A 17,801-nucleotide genomic window follows, 5' to 3' on the forward strand; every position below is an offset into this window, starting at 1 on the left:
TCCTGCCGCTCCGTCTTCTGCGGTTACTTGATGCGCTCGAGCACGCTGACGTAGTTCGCCACCGCGACGCCGCCCATGTTGAACACGCCGGCGAGCGTCGCGTCGGGGATCTGCATGCCGCCGGCCTCGCCGACGAGCTGCATCGCCGAGAGGGCATGCATCGACACGCCGGTGGCGCCGATCGGGTGGCCCTTGGCCTTCAGGCCGCCGGACGGGTTGACCGGCAGCTTGCCCTCCTTGGTGGTCCAGCCCTCGCGGATCGCGTCGGCGCCGCGGCCCTCCTTGGTCAGGCCCATCGCCTCGTACTCGATGAGCTCGGCGACGGTGAAGCAGTCATGCGTCTCGACGAGCGAGAGATCATCGAGGGTGATGCCGGCCTGGCCCAGAGCCTTCGCCCAGGCGGTGGCGGCGCCCTCGAACTTCAGCACGTCGCGCTTCGACATCGGCAGGAAGTCCTGCGCGTGGGCGGTGGCCCGGAAGGCGACGGCGCGGCGCATCCGCAAGGCCGTCTCGGTGTCGGCGAGGACCACGGCCGCGGCGCCGTCCGAGACCAGCGAGCAGTCGGTGCGCTTGAGCGGACCGGCGACGAAGGGGTTCTTGTCCGATTCGGTGCGGCAGAACTCGAAGCCGAGGTCCTTGCGCATCTGCGCGTAGGGGTTCTGGACGCCGTTATGGTGGTTCTTGGCGGCGATCATCGCGAGCGCGTCGGACTGGTCGCCGTGGCGCTGGAAATAGGCGCCGGCGATGTTGCCGAACACGCCGGCGAAGCCTGCCGGGTTGTCGCCGTCCTCCGGCAGGTAGGAGGCCTTCAGCAGGGTGCGGCCGATCTCGGGGCCCGGCGTGCGGGTCATCTGCTCGACGCCGACCACCAGCACCACCCGGGCGCGCTTGGCCTCGATGGTCTTGATGCCCTGGTGCACCGCCGCCGAACCGGTGGCGCAGGCATTCTCGACCCGGGTCGCCGGCTTGAACCGGAACCCGTCATCGGCCTGAAGAACCAGGGAGGCGGTGAAGTCCTGCGGGGTGAAGCCGGCATTGTAGTGGCCGAGCACGATCTCGTCGACGTCTTGCGGGCCGATCCCCGCATGGGCCATCGCCTCGTTGGCGACGCGGACGATCAGGCTCTCGACGGTTTCGGCGTCGTGCTTGCCGAAGGGCGTGTGGCTCCAGCCGACGATGCAGGCGGTCATGATTCTCTCCTCCCGGTGTTTGCGGTGCAATGTGCGCAACGGAAGGACTGCCCGCAAGCGCTGCTCACGCATCCTCGGCGCGGAAGCGCGCATAGCCGGCGGCGCGCAACGAGCAGGCGGGGCAGGTGCCGCAGCCGTGGCCCCAGGGGTGGAGGGCGCCACGCTCGCCGAGGTAGCAGGTGTGGCTCTCGCGCACGATGAGGTCGACCAGCGCCTCGCCGCCGAGGTCGCGGGCCATCCGCCAGGTCTCGGCCTTGTCGATCCACATCAGGGGCGTGTGCAGCACGAAGCGGCGGTCCATGCCGAGATTGAGCGCGACCTGCAACGCCTTGATCGTGTCGTCGCGGCAATCGGGATAGCCCGAAAAATCCGTCTCGCACATGCCGCCGACGATGTGGCGCAGGCCCCGCCGGTAGGCCAAAGCCGCCGCGAAGGTGAGGAAGACGAGGTTGCGGCCCGGCACGAAGGTGTTGGGCAGGCCGCCCGCCTCCATGGCGATGGCGGTGTCCCGGGTCAGCGCGGTCTCGGAGACCGCCCCGAGGGCGTCCAGGCTCAGGGTGTGGTCGTCGCCCAGGCGCCCGGCGAAGGCGGGCACGATCCGGGTCATCTCGGCGCGCAAGGCGGCACGGCACGCGAGCTCGATCCGGTGGCGCTGACCGTAATCGAAGCCGAGGGTCTCGACGCGGTCGAAGCGGTCGAGGGCCCAGGCAAGGCAGGTGGACGAATCCTGCCCGCCGGAGAACAGCACCAGGGCACCGTCGGACGAGGTCATGCGGGCTCCAACAGAAGAGGGCGGCCCCGTCCCCGGGACCGCCCTCCCTATACGCCCGGAGCGTCGCGCAAGCCTAATGGCCCTCGCGTGTGCTACTGGCCCTGCGCCTGGCTCGCCTTCTTGTTGGCGTTGTGGTGGCCGACCGCGCAGCCGGCCGCCGCGCCGGCCTTGCCGTGGCCGACCGCCTTGCCGGCGAGCCCGCCGACGATCGCGCCCTTGATGCAGCCCTTGGCCTCGGCCTGGTGCGGCACCGCGACGAACGAGACCGCGAGGAGGCCGGCGGCGAGGAGGGAAGCGGACCGGATCATGCTGAACTCCCTTGGAGATGTTAGAACCTCAACCATTGAGCGGGAAGAGCGTTCCGAAGCCGGCTTTCGGGTCCGGCGTTGACGTTCCGGCCGCTCGCGTCTATAGACCGCGGCTCGCGGACCTGCGGGCTTTCGCCCGGCGGGTTGCCCGTGCTTCCATGCCCTGACACGCGACGCCACGATCCCGCCGGGATCGCTCGGGCCTCGCCTTTTTGAATGAGGAACGCCGATGGCCAACACCGTGTCGGCCAAGAAGATGACCCGCAAGATTGCCAAGCGTACGGCAGTCAACCGCTCGCGCCGCAGCCGCATGCGCACCTTCATCCGCAAGGTCGAGGAGGCGATCGAGGCCGGCGATCACGGCATCGCGCTGACCGCCCTGCGGACCGCCGAGCCGGAGATCATGCGCGCGTCCCAGAAGGGGATCGTGCACAAGAACACCGCCTCGCGGAAGGTCTCGCGCCTCGCCGCCCGCGTGAAGGGCCTGCAGGCCGCCCAGGCGTAACGCCTGGTGCCTGAGTGACCGCCGAACGTTCGGCCTCGCGGATCCGCGCCGCCACGGCGTGACCGGTCCGAGAGACGAGAGGAAATGGCCCGGCCTGCGCGCCGGGCTTTTTCGTGTCTGCATCCGACGAGGGCGCGTGGTCCGAGGAAATTGCCGCACGCCCCCCTGCTGTCCGGGAAAAAGAAGTGGCACGGGTTTCACCTCTCCACGTGGGCGGGGAGAGGGCCGTGTCGCCGTTCAGGCGATACGGCAAGCGGAGGCGAAAGCCGGAGCGAGGGTGAGGGGGTGTTTCCGGAGGAGCCTCGCGCGTCGAGACCCCCTCACCCTCGCGGCGAACCTTCGGTTCGCTGCTCCCTGAGCCCCTTCGGAGCTCAGGCCTCTCCCCGCGAGAAGTCGGGCTTGCCCGACTTCGTCTGTTGCTTGCAGATCCCGGGCAAGCCCGGGATCTGTCGGGGAGAGGGGAGTTCCCCCGCCTCGTCCTTTTCCCCGGACAGACTTGCCCGCCTCGCATCGGGGCATACCGAAGCGGGGTGGCGACGGTCGCCCGGCCCGAGAGCCGCCGACCCTTCTCGCCATCAGCGTGCCACGAATTCTTGGAATTTGGCCGGTGTCATTTAGCCGGGATTAACCAAGAGGCCGCTCAATACGAGGGCTTAAGGTTGATCCTTTCCTAAACGGCCGATCTCACCGGCCCGTCGGGCGCTCGCGCGCCGGCGGCCGGCCGGGCGGGCCCGTGCGGGACAAGCCATCGAGTACAGGCCGCATGGACCTCGTCGCGTATTCGTCCGGTCGCCTCGCCCCGGGCTCCCTCCGCCGCCGCCGCCGCAACCGGCGGCTTCTCGGCATCGCCGCCGTGCTCGGCGGCATCGGCGCCGCCGCCGGCCTGATGCCGCGCGAGGCGGCCCGGCCCCCGGTGGCGGGCCTCGTGGCGGATCCGGTCGCGCCGCTGCGCGAGGCGCGCATCTCCCCGGCCGAGCTCGGCTGGATGCTCGCGCCGGTGCCGACCCTCGGGGGCGACGCGGCGGGCTTCACCCGCGAGGGTCCGGCCGAGTCGCACCCGCTCGCCGCGGCCGCGACTCCGGTCCCCGCGCCGCAGCGCCTCGCCGAGGCCGCGCCGGCCGCCCTCGTCGAGCGGGACCTCTCGCCGCTCGCGGCCCTGCGCCCCGATGCCGAGCCGCGCGAGGCCGCGCCGTCCGCGGCGGTGCAGCCCGCCACCACGCCGCTCGTCGCCGTACCCCTGCCGGTGCCGCGCCCGCCCGAGCTGCGCCCCTCCGAGGCGCGGCCCGCGCCGACCGTGCTGGCGACCCGCGTGCCGCGGCGTTCCACGCAGGCCATGGCCTCGACCCAGAGCGTGTTCAAGGCCGCGCTGCCGGAGGAGCCGTCGCTGTTCGACCGGATCTTCGGGGGAGGGGGGGCGAGCGCCCCGACGCAGACCCTCGCCTACGCGGCCCCCGGCGGCCTCGATCCGAGCCCGCGGCCGCGCCTGAGCGCCAGCCCCGGCATCGCGGTCTACGACATCAGCGCCCGCACCGTGACCCTGCCGAGCGGCGAGTCGCTGGAGGCGCATTCCGGCCTCGGGCCGCACATGGACGATCCGCGCAACGTCCACCTGAAGATGCGCGGCGCCACGCCGCCCGGCACCTACGATCTCACCGAGCGCGAGGCGCTGTTCCACGGCGTCCGGGCGATCCGGCTCAACCCGGTCGGCGGCAGCGGCGCCATCCACAACCGGGTCGGGCTGCTCGCCCATACCTACATGCTCGGCCCGAGCGGCGCCTCGAACGGCTGCGTCTCGTTCCGCAACTACGACCGCTTTTTGCAGGCCTTCCTGCGCGGCGAGGTCCGCCGCCTCGTCGTGGTGCCGGGCAGCGGCGCGAGCGACCTGCCGCGGATCGGGCGGGGCGGGCCGTCGGATCGGGCGACACGGGGCTGAGAGAGCCAGTTCGATCGGCCCTCGACGGAACTTGACACCCTCCGCGTCATCCCGGGGCCACGCAGTGGAACCCGGGATCCATCACCGCCGACATCGGAGAACGAGACGGGATCGGTCGCCGCATCATCCTGCCTCGTTAGCGGCTATGGCTTCCGGGTTCCGCTGCGCGGCCCCGGGATGACGCAGAGGGTTTGACTTCGGCCTGCCGACTCGAACAGCTCCCCCGAGTCGGGCCGGATCCGGCGGAACCAGTCGGCGTCTCGCGTGTACACGCCCCTCAACGAGAGGAGAGCGTCGGATGAAGTCGATCCTGGGGGCTGGCATCGTGGCGGTTCTCCTGCTCCCCGCGCCGGCGCTGGCGCAGGCGCAGCAGACCACGGTCGGCCCCGGCGGCCTGCGGCTGCCCCAGGTCATCGCCGGCCCGCCCCCGGCCCCCGCCGCAAGCACCGACGGCGCGGTCGCTCCCCCGGTCCACGTCGATTCCCTGGCGGACGCGTTCCACCGGCCGCTCTCCGCGACCGCGGAGCCGCCGCCGAACCCGCTCTTCGCCCGCGAGCCGGAGCCCGCCCGGCGCTAGCAGAGCGTCGTTCCGCTGCTCGCGAGGTGCGGTTTGCCTGCCCGACATCGCCCGAATTGACCCGGATCTCTTCCCTCTGCTGCGTTCTCCCGCCGCAGTTCGAGACCCGCTTGCGGAACACTTGCGGAACGCTTACCATGTTCGTGGTTTGTTTCCGGAGCGCGACAGCGCGGGGATGAGAGTGTCACATGCTCACGCGTAAGCAGTTGGACCTGCTCCGCTTCATTCAGCAGAGAATGCGCGAGACGGGCGTCCCCCCGTCCTTCGACGAGATGAAGGACGCCCTCGATCTCAAGTCGAAATCGGGCATCCACCGCCTGATCACGGCCCTGGAGGAGCGGGGCTTCCTGCGCCGCCTGCCGAACCGGGCCCGGGCGATCGAGGTGATCCGCATCCCCGACGCGGTGACCGGGCCCGTGGCGGCCGCGCCCGCAGGGCATGGATCCGGAGGCCTTGGATCCGGCGCCGAGGTGCTGCGGTTCAACCCCAGCGTGGTCGAGGGCGGGCGCGCCCACGAGCCGAAGCGGCCCGCCGGCATCCCCGCGATGGCCACGGCGTCGGACGAGAACGGCCAGTCGGTCAGCGTGCCGGTGATGGGCCGGATCGCCGCCGGTACGCCGATCTCGGCGATCCAGAGCCAGAGCCGCTCGGTGGCGATGTCGCCGGACTTCCTCGCCAGCGGCGAGCACTACGCGCTCGAGGTGCGCGGCGACTCGATGATCGAGGCCGGCATCCTCGACGGCGACCTCGTGGTGATCCGCCGCCAGGAGACCGCCAATACCGGCGACATCATCGTGGCGCTGATCGACGACGAGGAGGCGACCCTCAAGCGCCTGCGTCGCCGCGGCTCCTCGATCGCGCTCGAAGCCGCCAACCCGGCCTACGAGACCCGGGTGCTCGGGCCGGACCGGGTGCGGATCCAGGGCCGGCTGGTGAGCCTCGTCCGGAAATATTGAGGGACAGGACGGGGCGGACCGGAGGCCGGTCCGCCCCGTCCTGCGTTCGCAATCCTCGTGAGCCGCCCGCGCGCTCAGACGGTCCGGCTGAAGACCCGCGACGCCGTCGGGAAGCTGGCGGCGGCCTGTTCGTCAAGGCCGAGATTGGCGGCGAGCAGGTGGCGCGGCGCCTGGGCGAGCCAGCCCGCCAATGACGACTCGCTGTAGACCCCGCTGTCGTGCACGCCGACGAGCTCGGCCGTTCCGGTCCCGATATTCTCGACGGAGTGTCCGCAGGCCCGCGGAATGTAGGCGCAGTCGCCCGGGCCCAGCTCGGCCACGGCTAGGCGCTTGTCCGGCCCGAACAGGGTCACGCGGGTGCGCCCCCGCAGGACGTAGTGCCACTCGTTCGCGCCCGGATGCCAGTGCGGGGTGTGGATCGCACCGGGCGCGAGCCGCACGAGAAGGCCGGTCATCCCCGCCGAGACCGGGAAGGCGCTCGCGGGCGCCACCCGCATCGTGCTGCCGGCGGCATCCACGATCGTGTCGCTCCCCGCCAGCCCGTAGCGATGCGACCGTGACGGCGCGAGAGGCCGCTCGGCCCGCGCGGCCGGGCCGTCGAGGGGCAGGACGGGCCCCTGCATGATGTAGGTCTCGCCCGGGGGAAGCGCCGCCAGCGTCGCCTCCGGCACGCCGAGGGCGTGGCCGAGGATCGCCGGGTCGAGGCGGCTCATCCAGTCGGAGAGCCCGAAGGTGCCGTGCTCACCGTAGAGGCCGTCGTCGAAGGCGAGGATCGCGTGGCACGGATCGGTCCCGAGGGCCTGGATCGCGTGGGCGTGGCCGCCGGGAAAGTACCAGGTGTCCCCGGGCGCGAAGTTGACGACCTCCATCTCGCCCGCGGCGTCGATCACCGTCGCCTGGCAATGCCCGGCGACGATGTAGCCCCACTCCGCCGAGCTGTGCCAATGCATCTCGCGCACGCCGCCCGGGTTGAGGAACAGGTGCGCGCCGGCGATCCCGGTGGCGATGGGGAGCTGGCGCGTCGTGACGTCCCGGGCCCAGCCGCCCGAGGTCGCCTTGATCGGGCCGGCATCGAGCGAGATGGTGAAGGCCGGCGGCGCACCGGCCTTGCGGGGGATCGTGCGCAGGAAGGTGCCGGCGGGGGCGACGTCGGCGCCGGCGGCGTGACCGTCGTCCGTGGCGGCGAAGGCGCCGCCGACGGCGAAGCTGCCGCCCGCGGCCAGGGTTCCGAGGAAGACGCGGCGGCTGGTCTGGTCCATGAAGCCCTCTCGACGAAAGGGCGCGATGTCGCGACGAGTCCCGCTCGGCCCGGGCGCCCGCATGCATGATCAGCGTTCCGGCTCGACTGGGCGTCCTTCGTTTGAGGGACACTTAACCGGTGATTCGACTTCCCAGTGGCGGTTTCCGGAAGTCGATCGGCGAGCCGGAGGCTGTCACGACTTCCACCCCCCTCAATGCGCGCTGCCCGTCGCCACGAACTTGAACAGGAATACGCCCGCGATCACCCACACCACCGGCTTCACGTCGCGGAAACGGCCGGTGAGCAGCTTGATCACCGCGTAGGTGATGAAGCCGAAGGCGACGCCGTTGGCGATCGAGTAGGTGAAGGGCATGAGCAGCGCGGTGACGCAGGCCGGCAGCACCTCGGTCAGGTCGTCCCAGTCGAGATCGACCAGCTCGTGCAGCATCAGGCAGGCGACGTAGAACAGGGCCGGCGCCGTGGCGTAGGCCGGGACCGAGCCGGCGAGCGGCGCGAAGAACAGGCAGGCGAGGAACAGGAAAGCCACGGTCGCGGCGGTGAGCCCGGTGCGCCCGCCCTCCTCGACGCCGGACGCGCTCTCGAGATACGCCGTGGTGCTCGACGTGCCCAGCAGCGAGCCGACGAAGATCGACGACGAATCCGCCATCAAGGCCTTGTCGAGGCGCTCCATCTTGCCCTCCGTGAGGAGGCCCGCCCGGTTGGCGACGCCCATCAGCGTGCCGGTGGCGTCGAAGAGCTCGACCAGGAAGAACACCAGGATCACGTTGAGCAACCCGCCCGACAGGGCGCCGGTGATGTCGAGGGCGAACAGGGTCGGGGCGATCGAGGGCGGCAGCGACGCGACGCCCTGGAAGGTGTTGTCGGCGACGACGAAGCTCAACGCCGTGACCGTCAGGATGCCGGCCAGCAGCGCGCCCCGCACCTTGCGCACCGAGAGCACGGCGACGATCAGGAAGCCCAGCACCGCCAGCACCGTGCTCGGCTTGTGCAGGTCGCCGAGGGTGACGAAGGTCGCCGGGCTCGCCGCCACCACGCCGGCGCTCTTGAGCGCGATGATCGCGAGGAACAGTCCGATGCCGACCGTGATGGCGATGCGCATCGAGCGCGGGATGCCTTCGACGATGATCCGGCGCAGGCCCGTCAGGGTGACGACCATGAAGAGCAGGCCGGAGATGAACACCGCCCCGAGCGCCGCCTGCCAGGTGTAGCCCATCTGGAGCACCACCACGTAGGCGAAGTAGGCGTTGAGCCCCATGCCGGGGGCGAGCGCGATCGGGTAGTTGGCGTAGAACGCCATCACCAGCGAGCCGATCGCCGCGACGAGGCAGGTGGCGACGAACACCGCGCCCTTCGGCATCCCGGCATCGCCCAGGATGTTGGGGTTGACGAAGATGATGTAGGCCATCGTCAGGAAGGTGGTCAGCCCGGCGAGCAGCTCCGTGCGCACGGTGGTGCCGTGGGCCGAGAGCGCGAAGGTGCGCTCCAGGAACCCTTCGTGAGAGGGACCGGTCGATCGGGTCAGCCGGTCGTCGCGCTTCAGGTCCATTGCTCCTCCTCGCCGCTCTGGGTCGCGTCGCTGATCTGTCGGTAGATCCGGTCGGGGGCGAAGGGCGTCGCGGTCAGCCGCGCGCCGGTCGCGTCCCGGATGGCGTTGGCGAGCGCCGCCGCCACAGGGTTGAACGGGCTCTCGCTCATCGACTTGGCGCCGAGCGGCCCGATCGCGTCGTGGGTGTCGGCGAAGATCACCTCGGTGCGGGGCACGTCGGCGATGGCCGGGATGTGGTAGGTGCGGAAGGACGGGGTCGCGACGCGGCCCTCGCCGTCGACCCGCAGATCCTCGTAGAGCGCCGCGCCGAGCGCCTGGGCGACGCCGCCCTCGATCTGGCCGCGGCACTGCACCGGGTTCATCACCCGTCCGGCATCCGCCGCGTGGACGCTCCGGAGGATGCGCACCTCGCCCGTCCCCGGATGCACCGCGACCTGGAAGCCCTGGACGTTGAACGCCACCGAGCGCGGGGTGCCGTCGGCGTGACCGACCGCCTCCGCGGGGCCGAGATCGGCGAGCGGCACCCGCGCCTCGCCCGAGACGGCGAACGCGCCGTCGAGCCGGCAGGCGGCGGGATCGACCCCGAGGCGGGCGGCGGCGCGCTCGCGCAAGGTCGCGGCCAAGCTGTCCGCGGCGCGCAAGGTGGCCTGGCCCGCCACCACGATGCCGGTGCTGCCATAGGCGCCGGTATCGTGCCCGACCGCGTCGGTGTCGCCCTGGCGCAGGGCGATCCGGTCCGGCGTGGTGCCCAACGCTTCCGCGGCGATCTGGCCGTGCACCGTCGAGGTGCCGTTGCCGAACTCGACCGTGCCGACGCTCAAGGCGTAGCGCCCGTGCTCGCCGAGGGCGATGCGGCTTTGCGCGAAATGACCGCGGGGCGGGATCGTGTCGATCATCGACAAGGCCATGCCGGATCCCGTGCGCCAGCCCGGCCTCCCCGGGGGAGGGGACGCGGACAGGGCCTCCGCGACCCGGTCGAGGCATTGGTCGAGGCCGTAGCTGCCGTATCGGACGTCGTGCGGCTCCAGGCTCGTCGAGACCATCGGGTCGCCGGGGCGGATCACGTTGCGCCGCCGCAGCTCGAACGGATCGAGGTCGAGCGCCCGAGCGAGCTCGTCCATGGCGGATTCGACCGCGAAGATGGTCTGGCTCAGCCCGTAGCCGCGAAACGCCCCGGCCGGCAGGGTGTGGGTGTGGACGGCGTAGCCGTCGACCCGCTTGTTGGCGCAGCGATAGACCGCGATCACCTCGTTGCAGCCGTGATGCAGCACGCCGCCGGCATGGTTGCCGTAGGCGCCGGTATTCGACAGCACGTCGAGGGCGATCGCCGTCAGGGTGCCGTCGCGGCGCGCGCCGAGGCGCACCCGCACCCGCATCGGGTGGCGGGTGGTGGTGGCGGCGAACTGCTCGGCGCGGGTCAGTTCCCAGCGCACCGGCCGGCCGGTCGCCAGCACGGCGAGCGCCACCAGGTCCTCGGTCAGCATCTCCTGCTTAGCCCCGAAGCCGCCGCCGACCCGGCCGCACTCGACCCGGACGTCCTCGCGCGGGAGATCGAACAGGGCGCACAGCGCGTCGCGGGTGAGGAACGGCACCTGGGTGCTGGAGCGCAGGACGAGCCGCCCGTCCGGATCGCGCCAGCCGATCGCCGCGTGGGTCTCGAGATGCGCGTGCTGGATCCGCTGCGAGGTATAGGTGCCCTCGTGCACCACCTCCGCCGCGGCGAGGCCGGCCGCGACGTCGCCGACCTCGCCATGGGCCTCGGCGGCGAGGTTGGGATGGGGGTGGAGCGGCGGCGCGTCCTCGCCGGTCGGGCGTGCGCCGTGGACGAGGGCTGCGTCGGGGTCGAGGGCGCGCTCGGGGTCGAGGCAGGCCGGCAGCACCGCGTAGTCGACGCGCAGGGCCCGGCAGCCGGCCTCGGCCGCCGCCTCGCTCTCGGCGAGCACCGCCGCGACGCGCTGGCCGACGAAGCGCAGCACGGGATCGAGCACCCTCGTGTCGCTGGCATCGTCGCCGGGGTTCTGGTGGCGGGCGGTGGAGAAGAGCCGGTCCGGCGCGTCGGCATGGGTGAGCACCCGCACCACCCCGGGGAGCGCCAGGGCGGCGCTGGCGTCGATGCGCAGGACGCGGGCATGGGCGTGGGGCGAGCGCAGCACCTTGAGATGCAGGGCGCCGGGCACGTCGAGGTCGAGGGTGTAGCGCGCCCGGCCGGTCACCAGGGCGGCGCTGGCCGGGGCCGGCGCACTGTGCCCGCAGGCCTGTGGGATAACTCCATCGATCCCCGCGATCGCGTCGGCGATCGACCGGTAGCCCGTGCAGCGGCAGAGGTTGCCCTTCAGCGCCGCCGGCAGATCCCGGCGCTGGCCCTGGTCGAGGGCCGCCGCCGTCATCACCATCCCGGAGGTGCAGAAGCCGCACTGGAACGCTTGCGCGGCGACGAAGGCCGCCTGCACGGGGTGCAGGGCGTCGGGCACGCCGCTATCCGGCGCGCAGGGGCCGGCGAGCCCCTCGACTGTCGTGATGCTGCGCTCCGCCGCCCGGAAGGCGGGCACCAGGCAGGAATGCAGCGGCTCGCCGTCGACATGCACCGTGCAGGCGCCGCAATCGCCGGCGTCGCAGCCCTTCTTGACCCCGAACCAGCCGAGCTCGCGCAGCAGGGTGCGCAGGCATTGCCCGGGGCGGGGTTCGGCCTCGTGCACCGTTCCGTTGACCGTCAGCCTCATGCGCCGCCCCCCATGAGCTCGGCCCGGGCCTCCTCGGCGAGGAGCCCGGTGACGTGGCGGCGCCAGTCCGGCGCCCCGTGGACGTCGTCGTACCAGAGGCCGGCGGGGATCGCGGCATCGAGCGCCGCCGCCAGCGCCCCGGCCTCCGGCAGGGCGGGACGGTCGATCCGCACCGGGCGCCGGGTCGCGGCCGTCACCGTGAGGGCGAAGGCGCCGGACGGGTCCAGGGTGGCGATGGTGAGCGCGCCGGAGCGTCCGTTGGGACTGAGGGAGAGGCGCCGGAAGGCGGCGCGCCGCCGCAAGGCCGCCGCGGGCAAAACAATCTCCCGCAGGATCTCGCCGGGCGCGAGCGCCGTCTCCTGCGGCCCGCGCACCAGGTCGCGGACGGGCAGGGTCCGCTCGCCGCCATCCGGCGTCCAGATCAGGGCAAGGCCGTCGAGGGCGACCGCGAGGGCGATCATCGGCCCGGCGGGAAGCGCGAGGCAGAGATTGCCGCCGACGGTCGCGGCGTTCCAGACCTTGAACGAGCCGAGCAGCGCCCGGCAGCAGAGCCCGACCAGGGGCGCGGCGGTGAAGGCGGCCGGCAGCTCGATCCGGTCGAGGGCCGCGATGGTGCAGGTCGCGGCGATCCGCAGGCCCGCCTCGGTGACCGTGAAGGGCGCCCAGCCGAGGGAGGGCAGGTCGACCAGCCGGCTCACCCCCTCCTGCGGCTCGGAAAAGAGCCAGGTTCCGCCGGCGAGCCAGGCATCGCCCGGCCGCCAGGCCGGCAGGCCGGCCCGGGCGCGGGGCGCCACAACCTCCGTGATGCTGTTGAGGTCCATGAGCCGTCGCGCGCGCCTCCCGCCTGCGCCCCCGGACGGGGCCGCGACTACCCTAAGGCAAGATCGCGTCCAATGGGCAGGGGTCCGGACAGCGTCCCGGAAAGTGTCCCGGGCGGACCGGGGCCGGCCGCGCGCCACCCCGGCCCGGGTCGCGGCGCGGATGAAGCCGGCGAACCGTCTCCCTGTGGAGCTTTTAAATATTTGTTAGCAATTTGATTGACTTTAGCAAGTCGTTAACCCACTTATCGCGCATCTCGGGACGATGAACAGGTCGCCGTCATGCCGAAGCTAGAAAAGTTTACTTGCGGCTTTACGTTGTGGAGAGATACGGGGACGAAAGACATGCGATCGGCTTCTCCAAGCGATGCGGATCTCATCACGTCCGAGGCGCCGCGGTTCGACTTGACGTCGACGCGAAGGACAATTCGCCCCGGCGGGAAACGGGCGCCTCAATTCAATCCTGAGTTGATAATTAAGTCGTTCAACACCTGGGCTTTCAAGCGCGAACAGCCCGGCAATCCCGAGCGGCTGGTGCCGGCGGTCGCGGCCGCGGTCGCGGCCGGGCGCCCGCTCGAATTCGTGCTGTACTGGGGCAAGGGCCCGCGGGCCGAGATCGCCGCGCCCGATCTCGCCTGCCTCGACTATCTCGGGCAGATGGCCGAGCGGGTGCGCCAGGCCTACGCGCCGGGAGCGGTGTTCCGGCTGGTCTTCACCGACACCCACGCCGCCTTGAACGGGCACCCGGCCGCGGCGGCGGATGCCTATTTCGGCGCCATCGATGCCGCCGCGCAGGCCCGCGGCTTCGCGAGCGCCCGGCTCAGCGACGTCGTCGCCTTCGCCCGCGAGATCGGGGCGGACGCGCCCGCGGAGGAGCCCTCCGGCGAGATCCTGGCGAGCCTGATCGCCTGCGCGGCCAAGTGGTACCGCGGCGAGGGCTCCACCGAGCAGGGTGCCCTCGACTATTACCGCATGAACATGATCGAGAAGACCGCCATGGCGGCGGCCTTCCCGGAGGCGGTGTTCGTCACCTTCAACGGCAGCGAGTTCCGCGACCTGTTCCCGGCCACCATGCCGATCTTCTACATGTACTCCCTGCGCCGCGGCGTCGGCGTGAAGCCCTGGTTCATGAGCGCCCAGGCGGAGGCCGTCCCCGCCGCCCCGCCGCCGGCCGGCTGACCCGCCTGCGCGGGCGGCGCCCGACGCACGGGCGCCGCCTCACCTCGTCGAATCGTGCCGCACCGGCGGCGGGCGGGTGCCCGTTTCCGCCGGATGAGTCGTCTTGCGCCGGAGATCCCCCCATGCAGAGCGCCCCGCGCGCCCCGGCCCCCGATCGGGCGCCGGCGCAGGCCGCCCGCCCCGCCGACAACATCCCCCTGGGCATTGCGCTGATGATCGGCGCGACGGTGCTGCTGACCCTGTCGAACGCGGTCTCGAAGCACCTCGTCGGCCATTACCCGGTCGGCGAGGTGATGTTCCTGCGCTCCGGGATCGCCTTCGGGCTGGTCTGCGCCTTCCTGCTGCCGGCGACGGGGCTCGGGGTGTTTCGCACCAAGCGGCCGGGGGCCCACGTCGCCCGCGGGCTGTCGCAGGCGGTCTCCCAGACGCTGACGGTGCTGGCGCTCGGGCTGATGCCGCTCGCCGGCGTCACGGCGATCGGCTTCTCGGCCCCGCTCTTCGCGGCCGTGGTGGCGATCCTCTGGCACAAGGAGGCGTCGGACCCGGTGCGCTGGGGCGTGCTGATCGTCGGCTTCCTCGGCGTGCTGGTGGTAACCAATCCGGGCGCCGACTCGCTCCAGGTCGGGGCGCTGTTCGCGCTGGGCAACGCGGTGATGTACGGCACCGTCACGGTGGCGGTGCGGGGCATGGCCAAGACCGAGACGGCCGGCACGCTGCTGATCTGGCAGATGGCCGTGATGGCGGCGGCCCACGCACTGCTGCTGGTCTTCGGCTTCCGCTGGCCGAGCGGGCCCGACGCCGCCCTGTTCGGGCTGCTCGGCGCCTCCAACGTCGGCGCGCAGTATCTCTGGACCCGGGCGCTCGCCTCGGCCCCGGCGACCGCGGTGTCGCCGTTCTACTACCTGATGCTGGTCTGGGGGATGGGGCTCGGCTACCTCGCCTTCGGCGAGGTCCCGACCCCGCACCTCGTCGTCGGCGGCGCGATCGTGGTGGCGGCCGGTGCGCTCCTCCTCTGGCACGAGACCTGGACCCGCCGGCGCGCCAGCGCCCCTCCGCGGCTCGCCCGCCCGGAGGTGGTCCGCCTGCACCGGCCCGCGGTGCTCGGTTTGTCGAGGGATTCTGCGGCGCGAGGCTCACAGTCGGCCGCAAGCACTTGAATAGACAAACGAGGTGCGGATTCTTCTCTCTCCCGCCGTACACGACACCGTGGCTCACGCATGTCGCACGGGCTGCGGGATCTTCGTAAGGCTCGCCCTTTCCCGGCTCTCCTTCCGCTGACGCTGCAATCGTCCGGGAAAGGGGGAGCTGGCTGATGACAACGGACCGCCTGGCATCTGACGCCAGCGCTCCGCCGGTTGCGTGACGGCCACGCGGCAAGTTCTGCCTGCGCCGCCCGGCCCCCCATTCACGCCGCCAACGTCTTCGCCTTCTGATGCTCGGCGCTCCAGCGCGCGATCAGCGCCTGCGTCTCACCGGCCGGCACCGGGCGGCTGAACAGGTAGCCCTGGACCTCGTCGCAGCCGAGCAGGGCCAGGACGCGCTGCTGGTCGGCCGTCTCGATGCCCTCGGCGGTGGTGCGCATGCCGAGCACCCGGGCGACGTCGATGACCGCCCGGACGATCGCGGCGTTCTGCGCCCCCGTGCCGAGCCCGGTGACGAAGCTGCGGTCGACCTTGATGCGGTCGAACGGGAAGCTCCTCAGGTAGTTCAGCGAGGAGTAGCCGGTGCCGAAATCGTCCATCGCCACGTGCAGGCCGAGCGCCTTGAGGTCGCGCAGGATCGCGAGCGTGCCCTCGCCGCTGTCGAGCAGCATCTGCTCGGTGATCTCGAGCTCGAGGCGGTGGGCCGGCAGGCCGGTCCGCTCCAGCACCCCGCGCACCGTCCCGACGAGGTCGGGGCCGGTGAACTGCACCGGCGACAGGTTCACGGCGATCTTCAGCCGCTCGGGCCAGGTCACGGCCTGGCGGCAGGCCTCGGTCAGGGACCACTCGCCGATGGCGTGGATCAGGCCGCATTCCTCGGCGATGGAGATGAACAGCGCTGGCGGCACGTTGCCCCGCACCGGATGGCGCCAGCGCGCCAGCGCCTCGAACCCGGCGATCTCGCCGGTCTTGAGCACGACGGAGGGCTGGTAGTGCAGCTCCAGTTCGCCGCGCTCGATCGCCCGGCGCAGGTCGCTCTCGAGCTGGCGGCGCTCCTCCAGCCCCTCGCTCATCTGCCGGTCGTAGAACCGGACCGTGCCGCGCTTGCCCGCCTTGACGGCGTAGAGCGCGAGGTCGGCGGCGATCAGGATGTCGTCGGCGGTTGCGCCGTCCTGCGGCCCGACCGCGATGCCGATGCTGACGCTGCAGCGGATCTGGTGGCTGCCGATCTCGAAGGGCGCCAGGACCGCCGCGGCGATGGCCTGCGCCATCGCCTCGAGCGCCGGCCGGTCGCCGGCGCGGGGCACGAGCAGCGCGAATTCGTCGCCGCCGAGCCGCGCCAGCATCTGGCCGGGGGCGAGGGTGGCGGCGAGCCGGTCGCCCACCGCCTGCAGCAGGTGGTCGCCGACCTTGTGGCCGAGGGTGTCGTTGACGAGCTTGAAGCGGTCGAGGTCGAGGAACATCACCGCGTAGGGCGCCCCCGGCGCCGCCCGCGCGGCCTCGGCCCGCGCCTCGAGGGAGGCGCGGAACACCCGGCGGTTCGGCAGGTCGGTCAGGGGATCGAGGGAGGCCAGGCGCACGACCCGGGCCTCGGCCTCGGAACGCTTGGCCTCGATGCGCAGGAGCTTCTCCACCGCGATCCCGACGAGGAGCGTCAGCAGGGCCGCCAGAAGGGCGTCGGTCCGCAGGGTGGCGCGGGCGTCCTTGAAGATCTCGGCTTCCGGCACGCTGACGCTCACCCACAGGGGCTGCTCGCGCACCTTGCGGATCGTCACCAGCCGGCTCTCGGCCCCGTCCGGCATCTCGAGGGTGAAGGTGCCGGACCGGCCCGAGCGGATCTTCTGGTAGGTCTCGGTCCGGGTGAGGTCGGCGCCGACCCCGAAGCCGCCGCCGACGCCGCCGCTCGAACGCACCACCCCGTCGCTGCCGATGAGCGAGATCGAGGCCGGGGTGCCGAGGTCGATCTTGTCGTAGAACTGGGTCAGGTGGCTGGGGTTGAGCGAGGCCACGACCACGCCGCCGAAGCGCCCGTCCGGCCCGAGGAAGCGCCGGCTGAACTGGACCGAGACCCGGCCGCTCGCTCGCCCGATCACCGGGCGGCTGATGTAGAGCACGTCGTCGGGGCTCTCGACGTGGATCCGGAAGTGGTCGCGGTCGCTGAGATCGGTCGCCGGCGGCGGTTGGGGCCCGGCATTGGTCGCCCGCATCACCCCGTCCGGCCCGATGATCGCCACCTGCACGATGATCTCGCTCAGGAGGTCGGTCGTGTTGACGATCGTGCCGTAATCCTCCCGGCCGGCGCGGTTCTCGATGCTGCGGCGCATGTAGAGCAGGGACTTGTCGATCTCACCGATCGAGCGCAGCACGTTCTCCTCGAACACCATCGCGAAGTTGTGCGTGGTGCGCTCGGAGTCCTGCACCGCGTCCCGGACGTCGCCCCGGTGCTTGACCGCGACGCCGATCCACAGCAGCGCCACCACGACCAGGCCGAGGATCACGGGCCCGCGGCGCTCCGCCAGGAATCGAGGAAATTGCTTGAGGTGCAGGGTCATCCCGGCTCGTCCAGCGGCTTCGGTCGCCGCACTATGCAATGCGAAAGTTATCGCTATCTGAATCTCGCCGCACCATTCCGACGATTCCGGGTGCCGAGACAATGGCATAGCTTGGGATTTCAGCGCCTCGACTGATGATCGTCTTGGAGGTCCGGACGGTTTGTTGCTTGTATAGCCTGGTCGAGATCGTGCCGTGAGAGCCTGCCGGCGGATCACCGCACGACAAATCACCTGGCGTTCACCGCCGATGCAAGTCGATGCAGGGTCATACAACCGAAGGTGGCGGAAACTCCGATCGACTCATCGATGTTGCAGGTCGATCCTGCACGTGTGAGGCGCCCC

The 17,801-nt window shown here is 71.6% G+C and carries 14 protein-coding genes; 6 read left to right on the forward strand and 8 right to left on the reverse strand.

From position 1 onward, the window contains the following. Positions 1-23 precede the first annotated feature (23 nt). The 3 genes from DK412_RS08335 to DK412_RS08345 form a co-directional block, all read right to left on the reverse strand. Positions 24-1,190 (reverse strand): acetyl-CoA acetyltransferase, encoded by a 1,167-nt coding sequence (locus tag DK412_RS08335; protein WP_109971572.1) that lies wholly within the window; start codon positions 1,188-1,190, stop codon positions 24-26. 64 nt (positions 1,191-1,254) lie between these two features. After that, complete coding sequence (gene queC / locus DK412_RS08340) at positions 1,255-1,962, reverse strand: 7-cyano-7-deazaguanine synthase QueC (RefSeq protein WP_109971573.1); 708 nt, start codon at positions 1,960-1,962, stop codon at positions 1,255-1,257. Positions 1,963-2,054: 92 nt separating this feature from the next. After that, complete coding sequence (locus DK412_RS08345) at positions 2,055-2,270, reverse strand: hypothetical protein (protein ID WP_093567558.1); 216 nt, start codon at positions 2,268-2,270, stop codon at positions 2,055-2,057. Positions 2,271-2,499: 229 nt separating this feature from the next. Here DK412_RS08345 and rpsT point away from each other — a divergent pair, with 229 nt between their 5' ends. The 4 genes from rpsT to lexA all read left to right on the forward strand — a co-directional run bounded on the left by rpsT (position 2,500) and on the right by lexA (position 6,241). After that, complete coding sequence (gene rpsT, locus DK412_RS08350) at positions 2,500-2,775, forward strand: 30S ribosomal protein S20 (protein ID WP_093567557.1); 276 nt, start codon at positions 2,500-2,502, stop codon at positions 2,773-2,775. 763 nt (positions 2,776-3,538) lie between these two features. Next, complete coding sequence (locus DK412_RS08355; protein WP_245447481.1) at positions 3,539-4,708, forward strand: tlde1 domain-containing protein; 1,170 nt, start codon at positions 3,539-3,541, stop codon at positions 4,706-4,708. Positions 4,709-5,006: 298 nt separating this feature from the next. Beyond that, a complete protein-coding gene (locus tag DK412_RS08360) occupies positions 5,007-5,285 on the forward strand; it encodes a hypothetical protein (protein ID WP_109971574.1) in 279 nt (92 codons plus the stop codon). 188 nt (positions 5,286-5,473) lie between these two features. After that, the gene (gene lexA / locus DK412_RS08365; RefSeq protein WP_109971575.1) at positions 5,474-6,241 is read left to right on the forward strand and encodes a transcriptional repressor LexA; all 768 of its coding nucleotides are present in this window, start codon (positions 5,474-5,476) and stop codon (positions 6,239-6,241) included. A 74-nt stretch (positions 6,242-6,315) separates the two neighbouring features. Here lexA and DK412_RS08370 read toward each other — a convergent pair whose 3' ends face one another. The 4 genes from DK412_RS08370 to DK412_RS08385 form a co-directional block, all read right to left on the reverse strand. Further along, a complete protein-coding gene (locus DK412_RS08370; protein ID WP_109971576.1) occupies positions 6,316-7,500 on the reverse strand; it encodes a cupin domain-containing protein in 1,185 nt (394 codons plus the stop codon). A 192-nt stretch (positions 7,501-7,692) separates the two neighbouring features. Then, entirely contained in the window at positions 7,693-9,048 is a 1,356-nt protein-coding gene (locus tag DK412_RS08375) for an NCS2 family permease (protein ID WP_109971577.1), read from the reverse strand. Further along, complete coding sequence (locus tag DK412_RS08380; RefSeq protein WP_109971578.1) at positions 9,039-11,768, reverse strand: molybdopterin cofactor-binding domain-containing protein; 2,730 nt, start codon at positions 11,766-11,768, stop codon at positions 9,039-9,041. Before DK412_RS08380 ends, DK412_RS08375 begins: the two co-directional genes overlap by 10 nt. Next, positions 11,765-12,589 (reverse strand): FAD binding domain-containing protein, encoded by an 825-nt coding sequence (locus tag DK412_RS08385; protein ID WP_109971579.1) that lies wholly within the window; start codon positions 12,587-12,589, stop codon positions 11,765-11,767. The genes DK412_RS08380 and DK412_RS08385 overlap by 4 nt, the downstream gene beginning before the upstream one ends. Before the next feature lie 465 nt (positions 12,590-13,054). On the opposite strand from DK412_RS08385, the gene DK412_RS08390 reads away from it, so the two are divergent. Both DK412_RS08390 and DK412_RS08395 read left to right on the forward strand, forming a co-directional pair. Continuing rightward, on the forward strand, positions 13,055-13,765 hold the full coding sequence (locus DK412_RS08390; protein WP_162596153.1) for a hypothetical protein: 711 nt from the start codon (positions 13,055-13,057) through the stop codon (positions 13,763-13,765). A gap of 122 nt (positions 13,766-13,887) precedes the next feature. Then, positions 13,888-14,922: a DMT family transporter gene (locus DK412_RS08395; RefSeq protein ID WP_109971581.1), complete on the forward strand. Its 1,035-nt coding sequence runs from the start codon at positions 13,888-13,890 to the stop codon at positions 14,920-14,922. Positions 14,923-15,170: 248 nt separating this feature from the next. Here DK412_RS08395 and DK412_RS08400 read toward each other — a convergent pair whose 3' ends face one another. Beyond that, positions 15,171-17,459, reverse strand: a complete 2,289-nt coding sequence (locus DK412_RS08400; RefSeq protein ID WP_109971582.1) for an EAL domain-containing protein — start codon at positions 17,457-17,459, stop codon at positions 15,171-15,173. Positions 17,460-17,801: the final 342 nt, after the last annotated feature.

Source organism: Methylobacterium sp. 17Sr1-1 (assembly GCF_003173775.1).
In the GTDB taxonomy this organism is placed as follows: domain Bacteria; phylum Pseudomonadota; class Alphaproteobacteria; order Rhizobiales; family Beijerinckiaceae; genus Methylobacterium.

Bases quoted from the DNA above. Each gene is read 5' to 3' on its own strand.
- DK412_RS08335 (WP_109971572.1), bottom strand. From the start codon at position 1,190: ATGACCGCCTGCATCGTCGGCTGGAGCCACACGCCCTTCGGCAAGCAC.
- queC (WP_109971573.1), bottom strand. From the start codon at position 1,962: ATGACCTCGTCCGACGGTGCCCTGGTGCTGTTCTCCGGCGGGCAGGAT.
- DK412_RS08345 (WP_093567558.1), bottom strand. From the start codon at position 2,270: ATGATCCGGTCCGCTTCCCTCCTCGCCGCCGGCCTCCTCGCGGTCTCG.
- rpsT (WP_093567557.1), top strand. From the start codon at position 2,500: ATGGCCAACACCGTGTCGGCCAAGAAGATGACCCGCAAGATTGCCAAG.
- DK412_RS08355 (WP_245447481.1), top strand. From the start codon at position 3,539: ATGGACCTCGTCGCGTATTCGTCCGGTCGCCTCGCCCCGGGCTCCCTC.
- DK412_RS08360 (WP_109971574.1), top strand. From the start codon at position 5,007: ATGAAGTCGATCCTGGGGGCTGGCATCGTGGCGGTTCTCCTGCTCCCC.
- lexA (WP_109971575.1), top strand. From the start codon at position 5,474: ATGCTCACGCGTAAGCAGTTGGACCTGCTCCGCTTCATTCAGCAGAGA.
- DK412_RS08370 (WP_109971576.1), bottom strand. From the start codon at position 7,500: ATGGACCAGACCAGCCGCCGCGTCTTCCTCGGAACCCTGGCCGCGGGC.
- DK412_RS08375 (WP_109971577.1), bottom strand. From the start codon at position 9,048: ATGGACCTGAAGCGCGACGACCGGCTGACCCGATCGACCGGTCCCTCT.
- DK412_RS08380 (WP_109971578.1), bottom strand. From the start codon at position 11,768: ATGAGGCTGACGGTCAACGGAACGGTGCACGAGGCCGAACCCCGCCCC.
- DK412_RS08385 (WP_109971579.1), bottom strand. From the start codon at position 12,589: ATGGACCTCAACAGCATCACGGAGGTTGTGGCGCCCCGCGCCCGGGCC.
- DK412_RS08395 (WP_109971581.1), top strand. From the start codon at position 13,888: ATGCAGAGCGCCCCGCGCGCCCCGGCCCCCGATCGGGCGCCGGCGCAG.
- DK412_RS08400 (WP_109971582.1), bottom strand. From the start codon at position 17,459: ATGACCCTGCACCTCAAGCAATTTCCTCGATTCCTGGCGGAGCGCCGC.